Source organism: Paenibacillus sp. LT-B23 (assembly GCF_059417685.1).
Genome location: NZ_JBSQBM010000020.1, coordinates 20,733 through 46,826, shown reverse-complemented (window position 1 = coordinate 46,826; position 26,094 = coordinate 20,733). Strand labels below are relative to the sequence as shown.

The 26,094-nt window shown below is 41.9% G+C and carries 18 protein-coding genes and 1 pseudogene; 16 read left to right on the top strand and 3 right to left on the bottom strand.

Annotated features, from left to right (window positions below):
• Positions 1 to 48 precede the first annotated feature (48 nt).
• The 11 genes from ACWXW9_RS21940 to ACWXW9_RS21890 all read left to right on the top strand — a co-directional run bounded on the left by ACWXW9_RS21940 (position 49) and on the right by ACWXW9_RS21890 (position 12,706).
• Positions 49 to 1,320: a M20 family metallopeptidase gene (locus tag ACWXW9_RS21940; protein WP_494931162.1), complete on the top strand. Its 1,272-nt coding sequence runs from the start codon at positions 49 to 51 to the stop codon at positions 1,318 to 1,320.
• Positions 1,321 to 1,334: 14 nt separating this feature from the next.
• The gene (locus ACWXW9_RS21935; RefSeq protein ID WP_494931161.1) at positions 1,335 to 2,270 is read left to right on the top strand and encodes a DUF1177 domain-containing protein; all 936 of its coding nucleotides are present in this window, start codon (positions 1,335 to 1,337) and stop codon (positions 2,268 to 2,270) included.
• 59 nt (positions 2,271 to 2,329) lie between these two features.
• Positions 2,330 to 3,319: an ABC transporter ATP-binding protein gene (locus tag ACWXW9_RS21930; RefSeq protein WP_494931160.1), complete on the top strand. Its 990-nt coding sequence runs from the start codon at positions 2,330 to 2,332 to the stop codon at positions 3,317 to 3,319.
• Complete coding sequence (locus ACWXW9_RS21925; RefSeq protein WP_494931159.1) at positions 3,303 to 4,304, top strand: ABC transporter ATP-binding protein; 1,002 nt, start codon at positions 3,303 to 3,305, stop codon at positions 4,302 to 4,304. The genes ACWXW9_RS21930 and ACWXW9_RS21925 overlap by 17 nt, the downstream gene beginning before the upstream one ends.
• A 268-nt stretch (positions 4,305 to 4,572) precedes the next feature.
• On the top strand, positions 4,573 to 7,350 hold the full coding sequence (locus ACWXW9_RS21920) for a family 78 glycoside hydrolase catalytic domain (protein ID WP_494931158.1): 2,778 nt from the start codon (positions 4,573 to 4,575) through the stop codon (positions 7,348 to 7,350).
• A gap of 28 nt (positions 7,351 to 7,378) precedes the next feature.
• Complete coding sequence (locus ACWXW9_RS21915; RefSeq protein ID WP_494931230.1) at positions 7,379 to 8,575, top strand: MFS transporter; 1,197 nt, start codon at positions 7,379 to 7,381, stop codon at positions 8,573 to 8,575.
• Between the two features lie 86 nt (positions 8,576 to 8,661).
• Positions 8,662 to 9,660 (top strand): AraC family transcriptional regulator, encoded by a 999-nt coding sequence (locus ACWXW9_RS21910; RefSeq protein ID WP_494931157.1) that lies wholly within the window; start codon positions 8,662 to 8,664, stop codon positions 9,658 to 9,660.
• Positions 9,661 to 9,828: 168 nt separating this feature from the next.
• Positions 9,829 to 10,836, top strand: a complete 1,008-nt coding sequence (locus ACWXW9_RS21905) for a phosphotransferase (protein ID WP_494931156.1) — start codon at positions 9,829 to 9,831, stop codon at positions 10,834 to 10,836.
• Positions 10,837 to 10,864: 28 nt separating this feature from the next.
• Positions 10,865 to 11,383 carry a hypothetical protein gene (locus ACWXW9_RS21900; protein ID WP_494931155.1) on the top strand — a complete coding sequence of 173 codons (519 nt, stop codon included), beginning with the start codon at positions 10,865 to 10,867 and terminating at the stop codon, positions 11,381 to 11,383.
• Between the two features lie 34 nt (positions 11,384 to 11,417).
• Positions 11,418 to 12,077, top strand: coding sequence for a DUF2625 domain-containing protein (locus ACWXW9_RS21895; protein ID WP_494931229.1), 660 nt, complete (start codon positions 11,418 to 11,420; stop codon positions 12,075 to 12,077).
• An 89-nt stretch (positions 12,078 to 12,166) separates the two neighbouring features.
• A complete protein-coding gene (locus ACWXW9_RS21890) occupies positions 12,167 to 12,706 on the top strand; it encodes an SMI1/KNR4 family protein (protein WP_494931228.1) in 540 nt (179 codons plus the stop codon).
• A gap of 88 nt (positions 12,707 to 12,794) precedes the next feature.
• On the opposite strand, the gene ACWXW9_RS21885 is transcribed toward ACWXW9_RS21890, so the two are convergent.
• Positions 12,795 to 14,672 (bottom strand): helix-turn-helix domain-containing protein, encoded by a 1,878-nt coding sequence (locus tag ACWXW9_RS21885; protein WP_494931154.1) that lies wholly within the window; start codon positions 14,670 to 14,672, stop codon positions 12,795 to 12,797.
• 67 nt (positions 14,673 to 14,739) lie between these two features.
• Positions 14,740 to 15,216: a GyrI-like domain-containing protein gene (locus ACWXW9_RS21880; protein ID WP_494931153.1), complete on the bottom strand. Its 477-nt coding sequence runs from the start codon at positions 15,214 to 15,216 to the stop codon at positions 14,740 to 14,742.
• Between the two features lie 275 nt (positions 15,217 to 15,491).
• Between ACWXW9_RS21880 and ACWXW9_RS21875 the strand changes: the two genes are divergently transcribed.
• Positions 15,492 to 17,885 (top strand): polyprenyl synthetase family protein, encoded by a 2,394-nt coding sequence (locus ACWXW9_RS21875; protein WP_494931152.1) that lies wholly within the window; start codon positions 15,492 to 15,494, stop codon positions 17,883 to 17,885.
• 104 nt (positions 17,886 to 17,989) lie between these two features.
• On the opposite strand, the pseudogene ACWXW9_RS21870 reads toward ACWXW9_RS21875, so the two are convergent.
• Positions 17,990 to 18,458, bottom strand: a pseudogene (locus tag ACWXW9_RS21870) (RBBP9/YdeN family alpha/beta hydrolase).
• A gap of 428 nt (positions 18,459 to 18,886) precedes the next feature.
• On the opposite strand from ACWXW9_RS21870, the gene ACWXW9_RS21865 reads away from it, so the two are divergent.
• The 4 genes from ACWXW9_RS21865 to ACWXW9_RS21850 all read left to right on the top strand — a co-directional run bounded on the left by ACWXW9_RS21865 (position 18,887) and on the right by ACWXW9_RS21850 (position 25,952).
• On the top strand, positions 18,887 to 20,632 hold the full coding sequence (locus ACWXW9_RS21865) for a methyl-accepting chemotaxis protein (RefSeq protein WP_494931151.1): 1,746 nt from the start codon (positions 18,887 to 18,889) through the stop codon (positions 20,630 to 20,632).
• Between the two features lie 162 nt (positions 20,633 to 20,794).
• Complete coding sequence (locus ACWXW9_RS21860; RefSeq protein ID WP_494931150.1) at positions 20,795 to 22,201, top strand: hypothetical protein; 1,407 nt, start codon at positions 20,795 to 20,797, stop codon at positions 22,199 to 22,201.
• An 84-nt stretch (positions 22,202 to 22,285) separates the two neighbouring features.
• Positions 22,286 to 22,474 carry a hypothetical protein gene (locus ACWXW9_RS21855; RefSeq protein WP_494931149.1) on the top strand — a complete coding sequence of 63 codons (189 nt, stop codon included), beginning with the start codon at positions 22,286 to 22,288 and terminating at the stop codon, positions 22,472 to 22,474.
• Positions 22,475 to 22,550: 76 nt separating this feature from the next.
• Entirely contained in the window at positions 22,551 to 25,952 is a 3,402-nt protein-coding gene (locus ACWXW9_RS21850) for an nSTAND3 domain-containing NTPase (protein ID WP_494931148.1), read from the top strand.
• The last annotated feature ends 142 nt before the right edge of the window (positions 25,953 to 26,094 follow it).

Below are 26,094 nucleotides of genomic sequence, written 5' to 3'. Positions count from 1 at the left end.
ACCTGATATGAGTGGAATCAACGAAAAATGCTAAGGAGCTGAATTTATATGACAGATTGGAAAACGTTAGTCCTCGATGAAATTGATAAACGGCAGGACGAATTACTGGAGCTTTGTTCGCGGTTAATTCAGTTCCCTTCTGAAAATCCTCCGGGTGATTCTCGTGAAATCAGTCAGTTCATTATCGACTACCTTAAAGAGGCGGGAATTGAAACGACTGTACATGAGTCCGGGCCCAATATGTGGAATCTTATTTCAGACTATGGAACTGAATCCGTAGATGGAAAAAAACTGATCTTCTGCGGACATACGGATGTTGTTCCGGCCGGGGATCGCACCCGCTGGGATTTTGATCCGTTTTGTGGCGAAATCCGTGACGGATATTTGCTGGGTCGCGGCGCTTCGGACATGAAGGCGGGCTTGGGTGGATTAATATTTACAATGGCGCTGTTATCCAAACTCGGTGTACCGCTGGAAGGCGCATTGTCACTGCTGGTTGTTCCAGACGAAGAAACCGGGGGCCATCTCGGAGTACCTTGGGTGCTGGAAAGAAAGCTGATTGAAGGAACGGCTGCTGTGATTGCAGAGCCTTCGGGCCCGCAAAACCCGACGATCGGTCAAAAAGGAAGCTGCTGGTTTGAGTTTACCGTTGAAGGTACGCCGGGTCATGGCAGTCTGCAACCGATCGCAGGTGAAAGTGCTATTTTGAAAGCGGCCAGAGGGATTGAAGCCCTGCAACAACTGTGGGACATCAAACCAGACATTCCGGAAGAAGTCAAAGAGATTATTGAAATTTCCAAGCGTTATGTAAGCGAACGGGAAAACCCGGCTTATGGACAAGCCTTTGACCATGTAACAGTGAACATCGGTACGATCCAGGGAGGCACCAAAGTCAATGTGGTTGCTGACCGTTGTACGGTACAAGTGGATTCTCGTGTTCCTTTTGGTGTAGACCATCGGGATGTACTGGCTAGAGCGAAAGAATTACTTGCTAGTGTAGACATTCACGTTGAACCCAAGCAGTTCGGGTTTTTCGGTAATGCCAACTGGACCCCACCAACCGAACCAATTGTGCATGATCTTGTGGATTCCATCGCTGAGGTTAGCGGTAAAGAAGCCTATGGCGTGTTGCAGTGGGCAACCAGTGATGCACGTGCATTCCGCAAATATAATATTCCGGTATTGCAATATGGACCTGCCGACCTGGGAACCATCCACAACTTCAACGAAAGAGCTCCAGTATGGCAGATCCTTCAATCCGCGAAAGTATACGCCTTGACGGCGCTTAAATATCTGAACACAACAAAAACAGAAGCTTAAGGGGAGCTAGACGTATGATGAAACAAGTTTACGAGGTATATGATCTTTTGGACAGCCCGTCCGCTAGCGGGGCGGAAGTAAAAGCTTATCTGGAACAACTGGGTCAAGCGGACATCAGCGTCACAACCGTTGAGGGTCAGAAAGGCTTTACGGATTTTATCAAAGTTGTTATTGCCGGAAAAAACGGTCGTATTCGCGGTGGCGATTGTCCAACCCTGGGTGTGATTGGTCGTCTTGGCGGACTTGGAGCACGTCCGGAAATGATCGGATTTGTATCTGATGGTGATGGCGCGGCAGCAGCGATTTCAGCAGCAGCCAAGCTTTTGTCTATGCAGTCCAAAGGTGATATGCTGGACGGCGACGTGATTATCTGTACGCACATTTGCCCAGATGCACCTACCCAACCGCATGATCCGGTTCCATTTATGGATTCGCCAGTAGATATTTTGACTATGAACCAGTATGAAGTGACTCCCGAGATGGAAGCTATTCTGTCGATTGATACTACAAAAGGGAATCGTGTCATCAATCATAAAGGGATTGCTATTTCCCCAACCGTACGTGAGGGCTACGTGTTGCGGATCAGTGAAGACCTTGTCGATATTGTGCAGACCGTAACTGGAGAACCGTGTGTTACTTTTGCTGTGACCACGCAGGATATTACACCTTACGGCAATGATCTGTATCATATCAACAGCATTTTGCAGCCAGCGGTGGCAACCTCGGCCCCGGTTGTGGGTATAGCGATTACCGCAGCCGCCCCCGTACCAGGCAGTGCAACGGGTGCAAGCCACGAAGGCGATATTTCGCTGGCTGCTAAAGTTGCTGTGGAAACAGCCAAGGCCTATGGACGCGGCCAATGCTCTTTTCATTCGGAAAAAGAATTTCAACATATCACCAAGCTGTACGGAGACATGAAGCATCTGCAAACGATGGGCAAGTCCGAATAGACTCGTCCTTTTAGATAAAAACGTGAAGATTCATGATGGACAAGGAGGGGGAAGAGGACATGGCACAATTGCTTGAAGTAACCAATCTCCGCACAGAGTTCAAGACTGCGGCGGGTACCATCCGGGCAGTGGACGGCGTCGATCTGTCGGTTGGCAAAGGGGAAACACTCGGGATTGTTGGGGAATCCGGGTGTGGCAAAAGCATCACTTCCCTTTCCATTATGCAGCTTCTCCCCAAAGGGCTTGGGAAAGTAGCTGCTGGTGAAGTGCGGTTTAACGGCGAAAACATACTGGATTACTCAGAGCGGAAAATGCGTTCGATTCGAGGTAATGAGATGGCTATGATTTTCCAGGAGCCTATGACCTCGCTGAATCCCGTGTTCAAAATCGGTAAACAAATTGCTGAATCTGCCCGATATCATCACGGTGTAAGTAAGCATAAAGCCAAGGACATGGCAGTGGAAATGCTGATTAAAGTTGGCATCCCGCGTCCGGAAAAAGTAGCCGTTTCTTATCCGCATGAGCTCTCGGGTGGTATGCGCCAGCGGGTTATGATTGCAATGGCAATGGTCTGCAATCCGAAGCTGCTGATTGCGGATGAGCCGACGACGGCACTTGACGTGACCATTCAGGCGCAAATTCTTGATTTGATGCGTGACCTGCAAAAGTCAGAAGGAACTTCCATTCTGATGATTACCCATGACCTTGGCGTTGTAGCTGAAATGTGTGATCGGGTGGTTATTATGTACGCCGGGCAGGTGGTGGAAGAAACGGATGTCAAAACGCTTTTTAAAGATCCCAAGCATCCATATACACAAAGTCTGTTAGCATCATTGCCGCAATTGAACAGTGATCAGGAGCGTCTGGCTTCCATTCCGGGCCAGGTTCCCAACCCGCTCGATATGCCAAAAGGCTGCCGTTTTGCACCACGTTGTCAGTTTGCCAAAGAAATTTGCCTTGCAGAGGCCCCGGAGCTTGTGGAAGTGGAACCTGGGCACAAAAGCCGCTGCTTGCTACAGCAGGAGGGATATCATGAGCACACTGCTTGAAATACGTAACCTGAAAAAACACTATCCGATCAAAAAGGGACTTTTTGCCAAAGAAGTGGGAGCAGTCAAAGCGGTGGATGGTATAACGCTGTCGGTACAGCAGGGCGAAACTCTGGCCATTGTGGGGGAATCCGGCTGTGGCAAATCTACAACAGGTCGGGCAATTCTCAGACTGATCGAGCCGACGGATGGAGAAATTCTGTTTAACGGTACGGATATACGGAAGCTGAATACCGAGCAGCTGCGCAAATTCAGAACGGATATGCAAATGGTGTTTCAGGACCCGTTTGCTTCACTTGATCCAAGATGGACGGTGCAGCAGGTGCTGGAAGAACCGCTAATCACTCATGAAAAGTTGAGCAAAACACAGCTCAAAGCTCGTGTGGAAAACCTGCTCGAAGTGGTTGGATTGTCCCCTTATCACGCCAATCGTTACCCGCACGAGTTTTCAGGGGGTCAACGTCAGCGGATCGGGATTGCAAGGGCACTGGCGCTCAATCCCAAATTTATCGTTTGTGACGAGCCGGTCTCAGCGCTCGATGTGTCCATTCAGGCGCAGGTGCTCAACCTGATGAAGGACCTGCAAAAACAGTACGACCTGACGTATATGTTCATTTCCCATGATCTGTCGGTCGTCAAATTTATTAGCGACCGTGTTGGTGTCATGTATCTGGGCAAGCTGGTGGAGCTCGCACCCACCCAAGAAATGTTCAAAGAGCCGCTGCATCCGTATACAAAAGCGTTGATGTCTGCGGTACCTGTAGCCGATCCGGAAGCGGAACGGGACCGGATCGTACTCAAAGGCGATGTGCCGAGCCCAGAAAATCCGCCCAGCGGCTGCGCGTTTCACAACCGCTGCCCGGCAGCCATGGACATTTGCAGCAAAGTACAGCCAATCTTTGCCGAAGCTGCACCGGGTCGGCAGGTCGCCTGCCACTTGTACCCGACCTCCACGCCGGAACAAGCGATAGCCGGACAGGCATAAGCTAGCTAAAAAAGAATAAATATACTTTATAGTAAAATTCAAGCCTGAATCCGCCCCAAACGGATTCAGGCTTTTTTAATGAGTGCTGCTTTGAAAACGTACATATTTTTCTAATAAATCCATTTTAAGATTCAATATATGAGGTGGAATTTCAACACCTGTAAATCAAGCATATAACATGCATGGATACAACATTGACGCATAATCGATGGAAGCGTTTTAATTTAAGTATAGAAATACAAAAGAAGACCTCAGGGAGGACATAAGAATGTTAAAAGTGAAAGCGCTTAGATGCGAGCATTTAAATAATCCGATTGGACTTGGTTGTAAAAAGCCGCGACTCAGTTGGCAGATTGAATCTGACAAAATGTATGTTTCACAAAAACGGTTCCAATTACAAGTATCCGTTAATCCCACTTTTGGATCGCTGATCTGGAATCATTTTGCCTATTCGGATCAATCCATTTTGTTTCCATATGAAGGGCCTCCACTGGAATCAGGACAAAGATATTATTATCGGGTAAAAGTGTGGGCTCAGGGAGCGGGTGACACAGAAGCAGAAGAATCGGAATGGAGTGAGTCCGGCTTTTGGGAGATGGCGTTGCTCCATGAGCATGACTGGAAAGCACAATGGATCACGGTGAAGGAGCGGAACATAAATGAAGAGTTTCAGACGCGCGCTCCTTTTGCCACTTCTAAGTGTTTTTCAGTTGAGGGAAAAGTGAAAAAAGCAGTCATTTATGCTACAAGCCTGGGTCTGTATGAACTGGAGTTAAATGGACAAAGAGTGGGCGATGCTTACTTTACCCCGGGATGGACGGATTATAACGATCGTGTCCAGGTGCAAGCGTATGACGTGACTTCTGCCATTCAAGAACAAAATAACCGAATCACAGCAACGGTGGGAGAAGGCTGGTATAGCGGTTATCTGGGCTGGCAGAAGCGCAAGGACACCTACGGGGACACGAATGCATTGCTACTTCAAATGGAGATTAGTTATGAAGATGGCCGTTCTGAACTCATTTGCTCTGATTCTTCCTGGGAGGAAACGAGCTGTGCCATTTTAATGTCGGATATTTATAACGGTGAAATCTATGATGCCAGACTTGAGCAGCGGGCACCCGAGCATAGCTCCTTGACCGAACGGAAAATGATGCAGGTCGTCCCGTTCCCATTAAGTCATCTGGTTGCTCAGGAGAATGAGCCTGTCCGTGTGATGAACCAGTTGAAGCCTGTTGAACTCATTCGAACCCCTAAAGGTGAGCTTGTGCTTAACTTGGGTCAAAATATGGTAGGCTGGCTCGAATTTAAAGTTGAAGCCCCCGAAGGGACAGTTTTGAATCTGGTACATGGTGAAGTGCTGGATCAGCAAGGGAACTTTTACAGGGATAATATTCGTGATGCAGCGCAGCAGATTACGTACATTTGCAGCGGGAAGGGGACGGAGATATTTAGGCCGCACTTCACTTTTCAAGGCTTTCAATATGTGAAGCTTGAGGGCTTTCCGGATGGCGTTGCAATTGAAGATTTTACGGGCGTTGTTCTGCATTCGGATATGGAAAATATCGGGGTGTTTGAGACATCCGATCCAAAGCTCAATCAACTCCAGCACAATATTGTGTGGGGGCAAAAGGGGAACTTCCTGGATGTGCCAACCGATTGTCCACAGCGTGATGAGCGACTAGGCTGGACCGGTGATGCACAGATTTTTGCCAGAACGGCCAGCTTCAATATGAATGCGGTTTCCTTTTTCCGAAAGTGGCTGAAGGATTTGGCTTATAACCAGTTGGAGAATGGGGCAGTGCCTTTTGTAGTGCCGGATGTCCTCAAAGGAACCTTTGCCGATAATATGGACAAAACGACAGCAGCATGGGGAGACGCGGCGGTTATATGTCCGTGGACCATGTATCAATGCTACGGGGATAAGCAAATTTTAGCTCAGCAGTATGACAGTATGAAAGCATGGGTGGATTACATCCGTGCCCAGGGGAACGAAGAATATCTTTGGGATACCGGCTTGCAGCTTGGAGACTGGCTGGCGCTGGACAGCGAGGAAGGAAGCTATTTTGGGGCGACCGACGGAACACTGGTGGCAACTGCTTACTTTGCGTATTCGACTCATATTTTGGCGCAGACGGCCAGACTGCTTAATCGTTATACCGATTACAACACATATAAAAGCTTACATGAGGGGATTAAAACCGCTTTTGCGAACCGCTACTTCGATGACGCTGGCCAACTGACCTCCAATACCCAGACTGCACAGATTGTTGCTCTGCACTTTGGATTGGTGCCGGACAAGTATAAAACACAAGTGATCCAGGAGCTTGTACGGCTTATAGAAAAAAATGATATGCATCTGGATACCGGCTTTGTGGGCACACCCTATCTATGTCTGGTTTTATCCGACAATGGCTATACGGATGTAGCTTATAAGATTTTATTTCAAAATGATTATCCTTCATGGCTCTATCAGGTTGAACGGGGGGCAACGACCATGTGGGAGCATTGGGACAGCATCAAAGTGGACGGCTCGTTCTGGAGTACAGATATGAACTCGTTCAATCACTATTCATACGGTTCAGTTGGAGACTTTATGTACCAAAATATTGCCGGAATCGATGTGCTTGAAGCGGGTTATAAAAAATCACGTTTAGCTCCTAAACCGCCTGCTAATCTTACTTCGGCCCACGGGAAACTGGAAACGCCATATGGTGCGCTGGAAGTCCATTGGGAAATCGTGAATGAAGAAATGCAGATGACGGTTTGCGTTCCGCATAATACGACGGCTGAGATTACACTTCCGGGAGTTATGGAGCCGGATGCATTACAGCAGACCATTGCCATGCAATATCCGTCGATTCAGAATCCGCCTGTTTATATACCACAGGAGCTGGCTGGGAGAATGGGGATTACAGGGGAGCAGGCGATTTTTCAAAGGAGCGAAGATCATGAAATTACGTTTACGGTCGGTTCAGGGCAGTATGTCTTCCAGTACAGATACTACCAGACTACCCAAGTTCCTGCCCATGCAACCAGAGGCTAAATAACATAGACTAGAGGTGAGTAACTTGATGAATATAAAAAACAAAGTATTGTTTAAAACGGCGTTGCTGTCCATTTCCTTAGTCCTGACATCAGCGAGTGCCATTTCGGCTATCATACCGATGATGCTGAACCAATTATCAGGGGTTTCTAGTTCCTTGATTGAAAGCGTAGTTACTATTCCATCCTTCACGATGATGCTGTTTGTGCTGTTGAGTGGTCCGATCTCTTCCCGATTGGGCAAAAAAAATACGGTCATGCTAGGACTTTTGCTCGTGGTCATCGGTGGAATCCTTCCTATGTTCACAACTAACATTACATGGATTCTCGCGTTGCGTCTGGTATTAGGTGCAGGTCTCGGGATGTTCAATTCGCTAGCCGTCAGCTTAATTAGTGATTTTTTTGAAGGGGACGAACGTGCCCAATTAGTAGGCTTTCAAAGCGCCGTTCAAGGGCTGGGAAGTAGCTTAGCTACTTTTGTGGCAGGACAGCTTGCCTTAATCGACTGGCAGTTTGCCTTTTTATGCTATGCTATCACCATTCCTATTGCGTTGTTATTCTTTCTTATTATTCCCGAACCAGAGCGTGTGGAGTCTACAGTGGAGCGTTCAACAGGAACGGGCCACAAGAGCGGCGGAGTATCCATACCTGTACTTGGATTAGGAGCTGCACTTTTCCTGTTTATGACCTTTATCATGATTGTGTATACCAAAACAGGTATTATGATTGCTGAAAAGAATATGCCTAATCCTGGTTTTTTAGGAACGGCGTTAACGCTGTTCTCCCTGGCAACTATGATTGCAGGCTTCTTGTTTGGTAAAATATATAAATGGTTTAGAAATTACGCTCCCTTTATCTCCAGTCTATTAACAGCAACAGGTTTTGTACTGCTGTGGTTTGCTCAGAATGTTACCATGGTTACTGTTGCCATGCTTATCATTGGCTTTAGCTTTGCACTGTTTATTCCTTATATTTTTACCATACTAACTAAAATCGTGCCTAAAGGCAGTGAGACGATTTCCATTTCAATTGCAATGGTAGGCTCCAATTTGGGAGCGTTTGCTTCGCCTTATGTTATCAAGTTAGTTGGCATGTTGTTTGGAAATGAAACCGCCTCATTTTCCTTCCTCGTTTCTGCGATTGTGTTTACGATTGCTGCACTCATCTGTCTGGGAATCGCTATTAGAGGAAAGGGCAGTAAGGCTCAGGCGGCAGTTCACAGTTAATGGGAGGCATCAGGTATAGGTAGTTTTTTCAACGGGCGGAGAACCGCCCGTTTTTCCATCATATAATGAAGGAGGAGCCAGTGTTTATGAACCTTCATGAGTTGGACCAATTGCTGAGAATCAAAACGAAAATTGAACTTTTACAACAACAAAACAACCAGGTTATTAATGATCTTTCCGAAGAAGCGGAGGACGAACGATACTATGATATAAATCAGAACATGTATCGTATGCCCGCTTTGTTTTTCTTCGGAGAACATGATATTTATATTAGCAAGCACAATAGATTTGCTCCGATGCTGGAGCACATGCATGAATTTATTGAATTAAACTATGTTTATTCAGGCAAGTGCAATCAAGTCATAGCAGGCAAAGAAATTCAGCTTTGTGAAGGCCAAGTGTGTGTCCTGGATAAGGATGTGCCGCACAGCATCGCTCCTTTGGGGGAAGACGATATCCTTATTAATATCTTGCTGCAGAGAGAAACGATTTCTTCCCTGTTCTTACAACGGTTATCCAAGAAAAAAAGTCTGATTGGTGAATTTCTCGCCAACTCTGTTCTCCAGCATCAGCACCATAATCACTTTATTATTTTTGAGTCGCAACATAATGAAAACCTTCAATATATATTGCGCAGAATCTTAATCGAATATTTTTCCAGTCAAGAGGATTCGATGGAATTGGTCAAGGCTTATTTGCAAATTGTTTTTGGAGAATTGGTTCGTGTATTGGAAAGCGAGCATAATATTCACTTAAACCAGCAGGAAAATAATATTACATCTATTCTGAATTACATGGAAGAGCATTATCAGCATTTAAGTTTGCAGCAATTATCTAATCATTTTAGTTACAATAGTACGTATTTAAGTAATAAGTTAAAAAAAGTAACTGGTCTTACTTATACTCAGCTTATTGCCAACATTAAACTCAATGCAGCTTATTCTCTGGTTGTAAATACCAACCTGCCGTTCGAAATGATATTTAAGCAAGTTGGATATAACAGCATGAGTTTTTTCTATAAAAAATTTAAAATGGCTTATGGCGCTACCCCGCAAAATATCCGAAACAAGCAGTTGAGGAAATGAAGGATATCCAAGGATCATGTAAACGCTATGACCATTATATGATGTAATAGACGTCCAATTTTAATTGGGCGTCTATGTGTTATAATATCTGCAAATTCATAAGTTCAAGGCTAATGAAATGATAGGTTGCTGGATACCTTTATCTCCGGCAAAAGGGAGGATACATCCTTGGAAGCGATACTAAGACGGCACTGGCCGGAGTGGAACGGAACGTTGCAGAAACGAACCGGGGGTTGGAATAATACGACGTATTTTGTTAAGGGTGGTATGCGAAGCGGGGTGCTGCGCGTCTACGATACACACAGAGATAGGGACAAAATTGAATTTGAGCATGCGGTTTTGCAGGCGCTAAGTATGCATTCACTATCATTCAGGGTGCCGATGCCAATTCGAACAGTGACGGGAGAGACACTCGCTCAGCTTGAGAAGGAAAGAGGCAAATATGTCTGTCTGTTCGATTACATAGAAGGCAAATCACCACTGGAGCAGGAATCATGCTTTGCCTATTCCTTTGGCGAGGTCACGGGTGAATTATCTGCTGTGCTTGCGACATTCAATCTTGATATGGCTCCAGTTTACCGACCGTATTACGCCTTGCAGCAATCCTACCCATTGTGTAACCAGGAGATAGTTCGAGAGATTTGCCTGCATCCGCCTGAGCCTCTAAAAACTTTGCATGACGAGCTGCGATGGATAGGAAAAGTATATGAAGAGATTACAGATTCGCTTCATGCATTGGAAGAGTTGCCGCATCAGCTTGTACATGGGGACTTGAACGCTTCCAATTTGTTGGTAAAGGATACCGATCATAGCCAAGTGACTGCACTGCTTGATTTTGAATTTTGTACGCTAGACGTTCGGGTCATGGAACCAGCGGTCATCTTATCAGGATTTTTGGGACAACCGGAGGAGACGCAAGCAGTTCGGGATTTTTGCCGGGGCTTCAGCCGCCAAGTTCATCTTTCCCATGCCGAGATTGATGCGGTGCCTGTATTGATGCTGCTTAGGAAGGTAGATGTATTTCTTCATTTCTTGAGTCGCTTTCTGGAAGGAACGGACCAGCCACATGTGTTACAAGAGCAGGTCAAGCAGATCGCTGCCGACTTGCTGCAACTGTCTACCCGGAGTAGCTGGATTCAGGAGGAGTTGATCCTCGCAGGAATGGCGTATGAATGAACTTTATCGCAAGATGAGGAGGAGGCACATGAAATATCTTAAAGATTGCCCGGAACCAGGCATGGGAACGTGGTATTTTGAAATAGATTCAGATGGTGTAGCGTATCGACAAATTGTAATCCAAGATGATGGCACTTATATCGCCTCTAATCGCAAGCACGAGCAATATCATTTCTTACTCGCCGAGAAATCGATTGATGACACGGAGCCCTATTATACTAAAATTACAAAAGAAGAGTTTGAAGAAGTCTGGTCCAATTATCTTCACACGATCAGTAAGGAATGGCATCAAGTCAAAACCGTAGTGCCCGTTGGGACTAAGGTAGAGGGTTATATTGAAGCATTTTTTCCGCAGGGCACGCTGATACATATTTTCCAGCATGATGCGGTCGGATTGGCAAACACTCGTTCATTTGGGGAAAAGACACCACCTGAGTGGATGTATCCAAAGCATGAGATCACAGCAATTGTAAAAGGATACGACGAGCTGAATCAGTGGGTGATTTTGGATCAAACACAGGTCTTAATGACTCAGCATGTGGATTGAAGGTTGAAATTAGGACAATGAGAGGGGAATGAACATGCATACTTTAACGGTTGATGAACTGCTGGATAAGGAAAACCATGCATGGGAAGAGGTTAGAAATATCCTGAAAGAAGGCCAAAATCCATATAGCATTGTATCGGCAGAATCGGAATCGGCTTTGGGGGATACGCTGTACCGTTTGCAGGTGAGTACGAAATCGTATTTGGGAACGGTTGCCTATGAGACAGGAGGGATCGTGTTTGATCACGGCTGGATCACCTTGCTGGGTGCAGGGGGTTCTGGAATTTATGGCAGTTTGACTTCGTGGAACGGACTTCAAGAGCCGGCAAGTGTGCCCGCGCTTTGGGGAATGCTGATTGTGGCCTACGATGCAGCAGGCGGATTTTTTGGACTGAATACAGGGCGTTTCGGTAATGACGGACAAATCTACTATTTTGCACCGGATACGCTTGCCTGGGAACCTACAGAAAAGGCCTATTCCGGTTTTTTTGGATGGCTGGCTGAGGGGGACTTGGAGCTTTTCTACCAGACGTTCCGTTGGAAAGGTTGGCAGGACCATGTTCGCAAGCTTCAACCCGGCCAGGTGTTTGCCTATTACCCACCGCTGTGGACAAAAGAAGGCAGTGGAGAAACCAGCCGCAAGGCACCTATAGCTGTGGCAGAAGCTTGGGAGGCGGCAAGGGACGAGGAGTAGAAGGGGGCAATAGCTGAAGTATGGAGAACAAGTATAATATCCTTTATAATTTAGGTTAAGAGACACTGATTGATTGGAGGTTGGCTATCATCTGGAATATTCATTTTGAACATCAATTTGTAAAATGTCCAAGTGTGACGAATGAACAACTATCCCGTTTTCTGAACACATGGAACATAAAGCTTTCGGAGCAAGAGATTTATGAAATAAAAGAAAGACAAGTGAACCCTTTTCCGAAGTCTTCTCCATATTACGATCAATACATACCTCTCAATCCTGTTGGCTGGAATTTTCCCCGGGATGAATTTCCGGACAGCTATATCCATTTTTTGAAATACTCTAACGGCGGGGAGTTTCAAAATGGAGAACGTTATTTTCAGTTTTTCGATACCGAAGATTTGAGAGAAATGAACTTTGCTTACGAGCTGCCGGAATATATGCCGAATGCTGTGTCGTTTGGGATGGATGGGAGAGGAAATCATTATTTATTTGATATGAGAGAAGAAAAAAGAAACAACGAATATCCTGTTCTTTTTTCTCATTCTGGTAGTTTGGGGTATGACGATTGCAGACATGCTGCAAATTCTTTCATTGAGCTGTGTACAGAAACATGGGAACTTTATGAATAGCAAATAGCGAGATGCCGATTTTTTTGGGCTTCTCGCTATTTTTAATCATTTTACCCCTGAAAAACCTCAATGAAGGTGCTGTATGTCCCTATGGCTGAATTTGAGATATTTGTTCAATCAACGAATCGACCGCCTCATCCACCAGATAGGGGCCATTGTTCCATTTATCACGGGAAACATTAATAATGTGATTATTTTTTACAGCGGGAATCGTTTGGTACACAGGCTCGCTGAATAGCTGCATGGTTTGCTTCAACTCTTGATCTGTCATTTGAGTAAAGAAATAGTCAGCCGGACGATGGACCAGAGCTTCCATGGAAAGAGCAGTTCCGCCATCGGCATAGGGTTTGAATTGCTCGGGCATTTGGAAACCGAAATCTTGGTAGATCAATTTTCCAAGCGTACCGCCCTCACCTCCAAGCAGTACCTCTCCCTTGTGAATAATGAAAGAGATTGCGGTAGTATCTGCTTTAATGGGGATGTGAGTTTGTTCCCGAATGCCCTGCAATTTTTTCTCGAACTTAGCAATCCAGGATTCTGCTTCTGTTTTCCGGTTCATAATGTCGCCAAATGTCCGTAGTGTATTCACCACATCTGGATCACCACCCCATGCTACTGCAATAGTTGGGGCAATTTTTTGGTACTGCTCAAAGGTTGCTTTGTCGTGAAAATCCGACAGTATAATCACATCCGGCTCCAATGCGGAAATGGCCTCGACACTACCTGTTCCTTTGCCTATGCTAGCGACATCAGCCATCTTCTCAGGATAAAGATCGAGTATCTCCTGATTGACACCTACCGGTTTTAAGCCTAATGGAAGCAAATAACCGCCGTATGTAATAACAACAGCCCTTTTGGGTTGAACAGGAATTTCTATTTGCCGTCCAAGTGCATCGGTATACGATCTTGTTTCAATTGGCTTTGCAACGTCACTCGCGCCACTGCAAGCTGCCAGCAGCAATGTTAAGCTGAACAAAAGGGTAACAGCAAAAGCAGGCTTAAAACTAACATTCATATCGTCCACTCTCCAAGCGTCATGTTGATAATGATTATCATTGTTACCAATATAACGTTGTCCTGATCCGGGAGCAATGAAGGATTTGAGTGTAAAATTTGTATTCGTTGAACTTTTTATAACAAGGCTATGCATTTTAAACTGTGTTGGGGTTTCGCCGGTTTGTTTTTTGAAAAGTCTACTAAAATAATAAAAATTGGTATAACCAACGTTTTCGGCAACTTCCCGAATGGAAGCGTCTGTTTCAGCTAACAAGGATTTGGCCCTGTTGATGCGGGTCTGAACGACATACTCGATAGGGCTGCATCCATATTTTCGTTTAAACACCTTTACGAGGTAGTGGGTACTGTAATGAAACCGTTTAGCCATCGTCTCCATAGCGATTGGTTTTTGAAAACGCTCTTGAATATATTGGGCTATTTGTGTAGCCAGATCCGGCTCGGATATTTTGATCTCCTTCATCTGTAATTGACGAAAGTGTTCATGCACGAATTGATAGAACAATCCATTCACTTGCAGTTTGTCCAGTTCATTTCTATTAGACCACTGGTGATTCATTTGTTCGACAAGCGATATCAGGGGGAGCGGATAGAGGGCCTGAAACGCATAGTTTTGTCTAAATAGAGCCATCCGATCTTCTCGTTCGAATGAGCTTTGACCCGCTCGCTCTTGAACGGGTTTATATAAAATGAGGTAGTATTCAAACGGCTGGTTTAAGCACCAGATATTCAAACTTGCTCCTTTTCCGCCGTGGAGAACCTGAAACTTGGCTGAAGAGGTTTCGATTTCATCAAGCATAAATCTCGCTTCTCCTTGGTTGGCGAATAGAAATCCGCTTGAAGGCAGGGAATAGGAACTCAATCTCTCTCCAGGCTTCATCGTAAAATGACGAATGTCCAGTACCTTAACCGGCGTTTGGTTCCATAATCTGATCGTTTCCAGCCACTCCATAAAAACACCTCGAAATAATATAAGTTAACACATGCGTAGCGGTGCATTCGGCCCTTGTTACATCGGCTTAAGCTTCCCAGGGCATATAAATATCTATCGTGCTATCCTCTTGTTCCAGAGAATGAATATCAGCCCAATACTCGAAATCAAAAGAGCGAGAAGCGCTGATCCCCCTATCACGGATTGAGTCATAGGTTCCATCTATTTGGGATTCAGGTCCCTGATGAGTGACCTTCACATATTTCCCAGCCGGTATCGTATGACGAACTAATCCCTTGGGAATATGTGCAAAATCCCTGACCTCTACCGCAACAATACTTACGAACGGAACATCTGGCGTCCATTCGCCGTCCGGGTAAACTTGGACTAAGTAAATCCCGTCATCATCTAATCGATTTGAAATTTCATGACGCTTGCCAAAGAGTTCTTCGTGCAACCTTGCAACAATGCTATTTTCTAAATCTTGATTTAACGACGCGGTTACAGAATATCCTACGAGCTTCGTCTCATAACGTTCCAGCGTAAGCACTTCTTCCATTGTCATTAAACACACAACCCCCTATTCATAACATTCATATTATAACTAGGTAGCCAGTCAACAGACGGTTTAAAATCGATTATACTATATAATTCGAACGGTATCAGACCAGTAAGTAAAGGTACATCTGCTTGATGAAGCCAATAAGTGTATTTCGGTAAGCAGCATAATAATTTCGTAACCTCACAGATTCTTTCCCGTATAAAGATAAAAACATGATCCGCCCCATTCCCGTCAGGGAAGAAATGCAACCATGTTTAACAAAAATAGAAGTTGAGGTAATGCATCGTATGAATGAGGAATTTATAAATCATGCCAATACAGGATATCGACGGGCTGAGCAGAAGGCGGTTCAGTATTTTGCATCACTTTATGCACAGGTCATAGACCAGACTTATGTGACTACCCTGACAGAAGATATTCAAATGTGGAAAAGGGATCATATTCATCATTCTTCATGGCTATCCTTCTTTTCGAGGGCAAAGAGAAAACCTGATACTCGGGATTATTATAGATATATTCAATGGTTGAATTATACAGGCAAATTGGATGATTACCTGGATCGAAGCGTCTCCTATATTTATATGAGGGATCTAGGCAAAGCTCTGAATTCTCCTGATACACAGACTCGGATCCAGCGTGTCATTGTCGATATCAAAAAACACTTGATTCAATCCACCAGTACAAACGGGGGAGACCAGCCGGAATTTATGAATTTGGCCGGGGTGTATCGGTGGGCCCAAAAGGAAGGCATAGAAACCGCCACAATTTGGGTGATCAACAAACTTAGGTCCGTATCCTCCCATATTCCAAAGGAAATGGATGCCGAGCAAGCCCAGCGCAAACTGATTAAGATCATTATCGGAGTTATTCTGCATGTGATGGAAGAGATGAACGATACAGTGTCACCTGCGGAACGTGCTCGCAGACTGGATGAAGCCATTAGACTTGGTTATTCCTATGGTCTAACCTATCCTTTCATTGACGATCTTCTCGATTCCCAGGTTTTGACCGCTCAAGAGAAAGAACAATATTCCCGTATGATACGTGCTGCGCTTCTCACTGGATCTGTGCCTGAGTTGGGCGATTGGACAGGAAATAATATGGAGTTAATTCAATACATACACTCAGAGCTCTCGGATGCTTTTGAGTATATTAAGGAACATCAGCGGCCGGATACACAGCAAACATTTTTCGAGCAGTCCTATGTCTTTTTTCATTCTCAGGATATCGACCGTGTCAAGGACCTAACGCGTGCTAATTACACCAATGAAGAGCTTTATATACCTGTCATTTTAAAATCTTCTTCGTCCCGATTGATTGTCCGTTCCGTGATTGGTGCTCCCGAGGATGAGGGCTTTGAGCAACGAACATTCTTTTATGGTATCTATAACCAGTTGGCTGATGATTTTGCAGATATGGTTGACGATATGAGAGATGGTGCGGTAACACCCTATACCTACTATTTAAAATATCATGATCAGCGTTCGGATCTTATCAACCCCTTTGAATTATACTGGGCAGTTATTTCCTATTTGATCCATAACGTGTATGATTCCGATGCCATGGCCCGGGAGGTGATACTGGATCGTGCCATGAATGGACTCAAACGTTATAAAGAACGTGTAGGCACTGAAAAGTATAATGAAATGATGGAGATTTTTGCATCTGGAAATCCGGAATTCAATCGTCTTATCCAAGAGATGGTGCGAAAAGCGGATGATGTAGATTTCTTCGATAAACTGCTTCGGGACCAGATGATTACCCATCTGAAAAACGATTCGAAGGAAAAGGAAGAATTTTTTAATACGTTCAAAACGATCCGCCATCAGATTAACAACCAATTGAAAATTACCAAACCTCACGGGATTCCGGTGATGAAAGAACAGCTTATCGATGCTGCAAATTACAGTCTTGAAGGAGATGGGAAGCGGATACGGCCTATATTGACTTGGGTGATGGGCGTGAACGAATATGGACTAGACGCATCGGCAATCGTGCCTCTTCTGAGATCATTGGAGTATATGCATACCGCATCCTTGATCTTCGATGATCTGCCTTCTCAGGATAATGCGTCTACCCGTAGAGGACGTCAGACCTTGCATCAGGTGCACAATAGCGCTACCGCAGAATTAACCGGTCTGTATCTGATCCAGAAGGCGATTGGGGAACAATCGTCACTTGACCAGTTCAATGCCGAAACCGTACTTGCTTTGATACAATACTCGGCCCAAAAGGCAGAAGATATATGTATGGGACAGGCGATGGATCTGGATTCCAAAGGAAAGCAATTGACACTGGAGCAGTTAAATATGGTGTGCTTTTTCAAAACCGGAGTGGCATTTGAGGCTTGTCTGGTGATGCCAGCCATGCTTGCACAGGTCAAGGAGTCGGAAATTGCTGCTTTGAAGAAATTCGCGTATCACGCGGGGATTGCCTTTCAGATTAAAGATGATTTGCTTGATGTGGAGGGAGATATGCTCTTACTCGGAAAACCTGTTGGCCAGGATTCTGAGAACAACAATTCGAATTTCGTATCCATCCTGGGTCAGGAAGGTGCCGGTAAAGAGATGTGGGAACACTACTGCCTTGCTATGGAAGCGTTGAAAGAGGTACCCCGCAACATCGCTTTTCTGAAGCATTTAATGAATTATATGGTAACCCGGGACCGTTAAAAAGGGGCGTACCCCATTGCTTAATATAAGCGATGGGGTATTTTGCGAATTTAAGTGCTACCTTTTACGCTCACTCCATGGAATCCATTCGGGCCCGAAGCTTTTCAGCTCTTCATCATATCCATTAAAACTTGATATGCAATGGGTAAGGAAGTAAAGCCGTCACGCTCTAAAAAGTGTCCTCCGTGCTCTACTTCGTGGAAATCAGCTTGGATATCTTTCGCTAGTTTCTTACTGAGTGCAAAGGGGATGATCGTGTCATCCTTTGAAGCAATAACTGTACGCATCTTTACTGAGTCCATGATTTGCTCATAATCCAACTTATCAGTTGTAAACTCATCTAAAGACGGCAGGGTTGGCACTGGATCTTGATAATAAATGTTGGGTCCACTCATGAAGCTGGGGAGCTTGTGAGTTGGGCATATCCAATATATCTACAGAAACGCCAGCTTCCTGTAGCTTGTCTTGTAGCCAAGGAAACCAATGATCAGACGGTGAAGCAGTGTATCCATGGATGATATACACTTGTTTTTTGTTTTGTAGGTTTGTCACAATAGGTTCTCTCCTATTCATCCTGAGTTTGTTCTTGATTAGTTGATGATATATGTCCCAGTTTGGTATAAAGACTACTGTTTTAGTTTAGCAAATTCTCCAATCTCGTGAGCAGCTAAAATAATAGTCATATTTGAGGATTTTGCAAAAATCCAATAAGCGACTTCCCATGGATAATATATAGATCGAAATGGTCTAGTTCGTCTATATATTGCACTTCGGAGCGACTGGAATCGAATTTTGCGAAATCCTGATTTGTCTGTCCCAAGCTCACTTTCACAGGATAAATATTCTTTATTTTAGCAGCACTGTTATTTTTGTTACAATATTAAGCGCTTTCTTCCGATATATATATCATCACGGTGTAATCTCTTAATTCTTATGGTTTGGGGGATAGTATCCATGGGAGCAACGTGATCTATTATACATAGACGACTGGAGGGGTTTTGATGAGAACAAAACTATCAGACAGCACTAGAAAAGTAAAAGGATTTAGAGATTTAAAGGTAACGACAACGATGGTCTCCATGATCATGATCAGCTTGGTGGGTTTGCTCATTGTATCGTTGGTAGGGGTTCTCGGCATGTATCAAGCTAAAGAGGGACAAGGTATTTTGTATATGGATCGCTTTCAACACCAAACGAATATTCTGGAAGTGAAAAGTGATTTTTATAACATGCGGGCCAACTACACCAAAGTACTCGATAATGAGGAGTACACAGATAAACAATATAAGCAGGTACAGAAGGGAAAAGACAGCGTTACATCAGGGTTAAGTAAATTCTCGCAAAAGAATCTGGACCCGAAGGAACAGAAATTGTACGAGGAACTAAGAGGCAGCATAGACACATATTATCAGAATATTGAGCAGATCATGGCAATCAAAAAAAATACCGGAACATATGACAAGGAAGAGAGAGGCCGGATTAATACATCCAGTACGGCAATTGTTAAGATACTGACCGGTATTTCTGATTACAACAATGAACAATCGGCCAACTTATATCAAAATACGCAAAATGAGATAAAAATGCGCACAATTGTTTTGATCGTGATTCTGGCTCTAGTGCTGGCTGTCCTTAGTATGATCTCCTTTTCGGCCATTCGGAATATCCGTTCTCGGATGAGCACCATTACGAAATACTGTGAAGAGATTACCCAAGGCAATTTAACGGCAGCACTTGATCCGACCCTGCTCAAGGGAAATAACGAAATCGCTGTCATTGCACGTGCCATTCAACAAATGACAGATGCAACCTCAATGGTTATTACGGGAGTTATCAATGAATCTCGCCAAATTAATCAGCTAAGTGATCAGACGAATCATAATATGACAGATCTCAATGAGCGGATTAGAGACGTATCGGCTACGGTCGAACAATTGTCCGCAGCGATGGAGGAGACTTCGGCATATACAGAAAACATGAATCATTCTGCGGATGAAATGCAGCGGGCGGCAGAGTACATTTCGGTCAAAACTCAAGAAAAAGCCCAGTCTGCCTATGATACAGGCCTAAAGGCCGAAGCGTTGAAGCATGAAGCTAGTGAGTCCAATAAAGCGTCCAAAGAGATTTACCGGAAGACCAGTGAAAAGATGACGGAAGCGCTAGAACAAGCCAAGGCAGTAGACCAAATTCGCATACTCTCCCAGTCTATTCTGGAAATTACGGCGCAAACCAATTTGCTGGCTCTAAATGCATCCATCGAAGCGGCTCGTGCCGGTGAGTCAGGTCGGGGATTTGCGGTTGTGGCTAACGAGATTCGAAAGTTGGCAGATGGGTCCAAGCAGGCGGTAGACCAAATTCAGAGTGTTACTCAAGAGGTTGTACAATCTGTAGCCAATCTGACGACTAATGCCGAAGAATTGCTGCACTTCCTGCAAGCTCAGGTGGGCAAGGATTATCAGCTGCTTGAGGATACGGCAGCACAATATTACAATGATGTAGTTGAGCATACGAATACAGTTAATGATTTGAACGCCACCTCTAAGCAGGTGAATGCAACGATCCAAACCATGGTGAGAGCTATCCATGAGATTGCAACAGCCAGCGAACAGTCCGCCGTATCTACCCAGCACATTGCTGAGAACATGGTTTCATCGACGGAAAAGTCTCTTGAAGTGGCACAACAGTCTGATCAGGTAAAGGAAAGCGCTGCCCGATTGAATGAACTGGTCGACGGTTTTACAATTTGACGAAGCTAGTCCGGGTGAGCGGTATTTCATATGAAGGGTGTCTTTAACAGCACATTCAAAAGAACGCAGTTAGGGGAGCCAGAAGCAGGCTCCCTTCTGGATTTACTAAGCTAGCCTCCTGATTTTCTCCATACGATAATTTTAATTAAAAGGAGTTACAGTATGGCAACTAATTTTGAAGAGATAAGTGTGTTATCGGCAGTTATAAAGAGCTACATTATTTTTGAGGATGAAGAGGAAGGTATAGGTTATGAGATTGAAATCGTGGATAGCTTAAAACATCCACTTTCTGATTTCAAAGATAGGGTATTAAATACTAGTAAAAAATGGAAAGGTAAAGAGTCTGGCCCAACAATATTTTTAAATATTGGACACAGAGAGAATATAAAACTATGTGATGAAGTCTGGAAAAGAAATATAAAATCAGTTTTTCAGGAAGCTACGGAAACCGAAGATTTCTTAGATTCACTCAATAAGGAAATAAAAGAGCCGCATACTGTAATATCTCAGGATCTATTCTTTCTTCTTTACGTGAATGAGCTTTTTAACGGCAAGGTTTTAAAGGCACCTTACGGAGGAATACGAGAATTAGAAAAAGACGACTTATTAATTTCATTTTTTTATGGGATTGAGGGATATGAAAATTATGAATCGGACTTTGTAAATGAAATAATTAATTTGTGGTTAGTAAAAGAAAAACCTTTTTTAAAAGGCTACCAATGTTTTACCCGATCATTTGTTGTGGGAGAAAGTATCAAAGGAAGAAGGATCACAAAAATGATTGGGACTCCAGAGTCTGATGATGTATGCCTTCTAGTTGAAGGAGGACTACTTAGCCTTCTCAATGAAGATGGTTACAAAAACTTATCTTATATAGATAGTCAATATATTAACCAATGGACGGTTAGAGATGTAGAAATGATTATTAAAAATCCTATTTATACTTATGGAGTGCATTTCGAACCAGCAGATTTATTTTATGAGTGGCAGTATGTTTTATTATACGGGTTGGCAACATTACCAATTAAAAAATATCCTATTCAGAATCTAGAAATGGTGTACGAAAGTTTTATGAAGAAAATGAAACAAAACATATGTTACTTTTTTGAAGTCGAAGTGATTTTACTGGAAAAAGCAAAATTCTTTAAAATAGTTCAAAAAGGAATAGACGAGCTAAGATCCTATCTGACTGGTAAAGAAGAGGAGGGAATTTCAAAAAATATTATTTTTCTTATGAAGAATAGATACGCCTTTTTACCAAGTATTTATAATTTTTTAAAATCATTTTTTTGGAATGAAGTAAATGACCGATTTGAAGACTTAGAATTTAACATCAAAGAGTTTGGAGCTTTATTAAATGAAGCTAAATGTTTAAAGGGCGGTTATGAGAAAGGTTTGCTATTTGAAGAAGTAGCAAAGTATTTTCTGCGCAGTGTTTATGGCTTGAAATTTATGGGTCACCGTATTAAGGAGGAGCGAGAAGAGGTTTACCTGTATTTTTGTAATGTATCTCTTGATCCATTTCTTTGGGATCTAGGTGCTCTTATCTCTGTTGAATGTAAAAATTGAAAAGAGAAAATTAAAGTTTCAGATGTTAGAAATTTGGTTCCTATAATGGATTCTAAAGGAATTAAAACGTGTGTTATTTTTAGCATGGCAGGTTTTACGCAGATTTCATTAAAAGAGATAGAGTATCAGTTTGTAAATGGAAGAAATATAATACCTCTTAGTATAGAAGATCTTGAAAAAGTATCAGATAATTTCCCTTCATATAAACTTATCAAAGAAAAAATGGAGGATCTATTCAAAACGACCGAGAATGATCATAGATTGTTATATTAATTTAAATGCGAGAATACAAACAATTACACAATTCCAAAGGTGATAATTATAGCGGGTTATTAGGGGGCGGGGGATTATGAAAGAATATGATTTTCACGCATTATTAGATGATGTTGAATTTGAGGCTTTGGCAATAGATATTGTTCGAGTTCGGGAAAATTTAGAACCTAATGTAATACGTAGATACCCAAAAGGTAGGGACGGCGGTATTGATGGGTATAAGTATACGGATGGCACCGTTATTCAAGCAAAATGTTATAAGAATGATTATAACGTTTTGTACAACAGTTTAAAGAAAGAAGTAATAAAGGTGCGAAAGTTGCAGCCACCCCGATATATCTTAGTAACATCAGTTAAATTGAGTAGAGAAAATCAGGAAGAAATAATGGATTTATTTAAGGAATATATTCATTCTGTTGAAGATATAATTGGAAAATCAGAGCTAAACGATTATCTCAACGATCCTAAGTATTTTGATATTGAATTTAAATATCAAAATTTATGGAGGCCTAGTACAGCTGTTTTTGTACGTATATTAGAAAATATTATTTTGCGTGGACCCCATAATTTTAATCAATTTCATCTAAATGAAATGAAAAATAATGTGGAGTACTACATAAAAACGAAGGCTTATTATGAATCGCTTGAAATTATTGATACAAATAATTGTCTATTAGTATACGGTGAACCGGGAATTGGTAAAACGATGCTTGGATTTAACATTGTATTTCATTATTTGATGCAAAATAAGGAGATAGATCTATTTTTTACAGATACAATTGAAGATGTGTATAAATTTTATCGCTCAGATAAAAAACAATTATTTGTAGTAGATGACTTTTTAGGTGTAAATTACGTCAATAATCAAGTCAAAAATGGTGAATCTAAAATATATCGAATGCTTAAAAGCATTATTAATGGGCATAACCACAAAATTATATTAATTTCAAGGAAAAATATTCTTTTCGAAGGTATGAAATTGCTACCAGAATTAAAGGAAATAATGCAAAATATGAGTGTTGAATTATCTTCAAATAGCTTGAAAAACGCAGATAAAACGAGAATATTATGGAGTATTTTAAAAAAGTTAAACTTAAAACATAACTGTTTGTACAGTATTGTAATCGTTTCTGACAGAATCATTGATCATGAAAATTATAACCCCAGGCTTATTCATGATGCAATTCATTATATTTTTAAAATGGAGTGTGATGGTGTCCTAGCGATAAAAATACTGTTAGAAGCATTGAAAAACCCTAATGAAATTTATAAGAGAATGTATAACCACCTTCAAGAAATTTCTGAAAGTGCAGTTTATCTTGGTTTATGTATGACGATATTTGCGAGTCCAGTAGAGCTGAATATTTTAAGAAAATGCTATGGGAAATTACAAGAAAGCCTCCCCTGGAAAAAGTGGAAGAGCTTTGATGATGCTCTGGATCAGTTCTCCTCTTCCTTTTGTTTTGTAAGAGATTTGACTTTTAAAAAAACTTTAAATTATGTGGAATTTGAAGTCAAAAAAACAATTGCAGGGTTTAACAATCATAGCATGCTGGGATATTGGAGAACCTTAATATCAAAAAACCTTTCGCTTTATGGGCCGAATATTATTAAGCATATTGATTTAATGAACTCGATTTTATTTTTTTCACACGAATTACCTTTACTCAATTTAATAGATGAACATAACAACATGGAGTTTGAGCAAACAATCATTCCTGGGATTATTGATAAAATAGATGAAGATTATGCGATATTAGATTTTGTTTACTTAAATGGATTAGAGTATGATTGTGATGATGATAGATTTACGGACTTTTATCTCTCCTCAGATTATACAGATAGTTACAATCTAAAGCTTAAACAAGTTTTAAATTTGAATGAGCAATACAATTCTGAAAAATTAAGGGCCGTGATAGAGAAATTAAAGACTTTTTTTATTAAAGGTTTGTTGAAAGATGACTTCCATGCACTTTCCCATGAAGAGAAGTATGCTGTTCCCAAGATTGTCGATAAATTAATAAAACAAGGGTTTGAAATCCCTGATATGAAAGAAATATTGGATAGCTATCGCTCAAAAATAAATTTTTTAAAATTTTACATCGTTTTTTATGAATTCAGAGATATATATGGTGAAGAAGACTTTGACTCCTACTTCCAGGAAAACTACAATGAAATTTCTGACAGTATAATTCGGCTTATTCATGATGATTATGATTTTTATGCTTCAGATGGGATGGAATTTGAGATTGAACAATTGCTATTCGGGGATGTTCCCAAAGCGTTTGAATTATATTGCTTTAAGGTTAAAAAAGAATTGCTCAAGGCCATGAGGGCATTGGAGAAAACTCTAAATAGAGATGGATACGCCGTAAAATGGAATAGAAGTCATTCTAACTTTGAAGAAATCACAAATAATAAACCTGGCATAAGTCAACCCGAATTCCTTGAAGAAGATAACTTTTTAGAAGAAACAAGTGAAAAAAAATTCATGGAAGAGTTACTCCCCTATAGATATTGGGATGATCCATATAATTGGGATTCACTAATTAATCTTGTGGGGATAGTAGACTGTGGAAATGCGATCCTTGATCAAGTCTATAAAGATTTTTTCAAGGGAGAATCCAAATGGAAAGGGGGATATTATTCTATTATTCCTCTCTTCCTTGCAAAAATTATTGATGAATATAAACGTGGTAATAGAATAGAAAATCAAATCTATAAATTTTTTGATAATATGTTTGATTCAATTGAAACGACCGAATATGAGATTCTTACTAGAATTGCAATGGCAGCAAAGGAACATAATGAAACGTATTTTAATCAAGGTAATTTAAAACAATGGCTCAATATTTCAAATGATGAATGGAATTTGATTAAAAAAAGCACCTACTTGGGGCATAATAACGGCTGGTTTTATTTTATAGCAACTGAGATTCAAGTATATCTACTATGTAAGAATATTAATGACCATTCATATGAAAAAGATAAGATTCAAGATCTTATTAACTGGATCATAGACGATTCCGAACTTCACTTTTATATTTATAACGTATTTGGTATTCTCATTGAGTTTTTTGAGGATGAAAGTAAATATTATTTGTATAGAAGCATTAGTCCTTTTATTGAGCGTATGAAGGAACTAAATGGAACTGAACAATTAGCATTTGGTCTATTTTCCGTGTATTCACACCAAGAAATGAATAATGAAAAAGAAGTAACAAGTACAATTAATGATTGGATTTTACTTAGGTTTTTAGAAATGTTAGAAGTAGAGTTTATTGAAGTGGCTACTGATTTGTCTTACGATGTATTTCAAAAGATTGCCACAAGTAAGTCTGAAACAGAATGCACAATTGATTATGAATACTGCTTAACACACTCAGTAAAGTTAACTGCATTGCTTAACGATTCAGTTGAACAAATTATAAAGGATGATCTGACAAAGATTGATAATTTTATTGAACAGTATTTTTGATGAGTTCTGGCTAGGACCTATTTTCAGTATTATAAATTTATAAGATGATAATTGGAAACTATAGAATCCTAACATCCTAATATTCTTTTTAAACAGCCAACATCTTTGCTACAAGATGTTGGCTGTGTTGTCACTTTACATA

Bases quoted from the DNA above. Each gene is read 5' to 3' on its own strand.
- ACWXW9_RS21940 (WP_494931162.1), top strand. From the start codon at position 49: ATGACAGATTGGAAAACGTTAGTCCTCGATGAAATTGATAAACGGCAG.
- ACWXW9_RS21935 (WP_494931161.1), top strand. From the start codon at position 1,335: ATGATGAAACAAGTTTACGAGGTATATGATCTTTTGGACAGCCCGTCC.
- ACWXW9_RS21930 (WP_494931160.1), top strand. From the start codon at position 2,330: ATGGCACAATTGCTTGAAGTAACCAATCTCCGCACAGAGTTCAAGACT.
- ACWXW9_RS21925 (WP_494931159.1), top strand. From the start codon at position 3,303: ATGAGCACACTGCTTGAAATACGTAACCTGAAAAAACACTATCCGATC.
- ACWXW9_RS21920 (WP_494931158.1), top strand. From the start codon at position 4,573: ATGTTAAAAGTGAAAGCGCTTAGATGCGAGCATTTAAATAATCCGATT.
- ACWXW9_RS21915 (WP_494931230.1), top strand. From the start codon at position 7,379: ATGAATATAAAAAACAAAGTATTGTTTAAAACGGCGTTGCTGTCCATT.
- ACWXW9_RS21910 (WP_494931157.1), top strand. From the start codon at position 8,662: ATGAACCTTCATGAGTTGGACCAATTGCTGAGAATCAAAACGAAAATT.
- ACWXW9_RS21900 (WP_494931155.1), top strand. From the start codon at position 10,865: ATGAAATATCTTAAAGATTGCCCGGAACCAGGCATGGGAACGTGGTAT.
- ACWXW9_RS21895 (WP_494931229.1), top strand. From the start codon at position 11,418: ATGCATACTTTAACGGTTGATGAACTGCTGGATAAGGAAAACCATGCA.
- ACWXW9_RS21885 (WP_494931154.1), bottom strand. From the start codon at position 14,672: ATGGAGTGGCTGGAAACGATCAGATTATGGAACCAAACGCCGGTTAAG.
- ACWXW9_RS21880 (WP_494931153.1), bottom strand. From the start codon at position 15,216: ATGACAATGGAAGAAGTGCTTACGCTGGAACGTTATGAGACGAAGCTC.
- ACWXW9_RS21875 (WP_494931152.1), top strand. From the start codon at position 15,492: ATGCATCGTATGAATGAGGAATTTATAAATCATGCCAATACAGGATAT.
- ACWXW9_RS21865 (WP_494931151.1), top strand. From the start codon at position 18,887: ATGAGAACAAAACTATCAGACAGCACTAGAAAAGTAAAAGGATTTAGA.
- ACWXW9_RS21860 (WP_494931150.1), top strand. From the start codon at position 20,795: ATGGCAACTAATTTTGAAGAGATAAGTGTGTTATCGGCAGTTATAAAG.
- ACWXW9_RS21855 (WP_494931149.1), top strand. From the start codon at position 22,286: ATGGCAGGTTTTACGCAGATTTCATTAAAAGAGATAGAGTATCAGTTT.
- ACWXW9_RS21850 (WP_494931148.1), top strand. From the start codon at position 22,551: ATGAAAGAATATGATTTTCACGCATTATTAGATGATGTTGAATTTGAG.